Source organism: Rhizobium sp. SVR5-9E (assembly GCF_056755095.1).
Genome location: NZ_JBNDHS010000764.1, coordinates 1 through 234, shown reverse-complemented (window position 1 = coordinate 234; position 234 = coordinate 1). Strand labels below are relative to the sequence as shown.

Genomic DNA, 234 nt, shown 5'->3' with positions numbered 1-234 from the left:
GTGGCGCAGATAGGCAATGCCGAAGAGCAGGCCAACGGCGATCAGGAAGATCGAAAACGATCCCTCCCCGTCATTGCTCGACAGTTCGAAGACGAAGAGCATCGAGCCGAGCGAAATGCCCGAGAGGATGAAGCCGATCGTATCGAAGTGACCGGCGGCCTTGCCCTTCAGCTCGTCGATATAGATCGAGACAAAGCTCATGCCGGTGATGCCGATCGGTACGTTGATATATCC

Annotated in this window: 1 pseudogene; it reads right to left on the bottom strand. The window is 56.0% G+C overall.

The window, feature by feature from the left end:
• A pseudogene (locus ACPYOJ_RS36900) lies at nucleotides 1-234 on the bottom strand (MFS transporter); the annotation flags it as partial.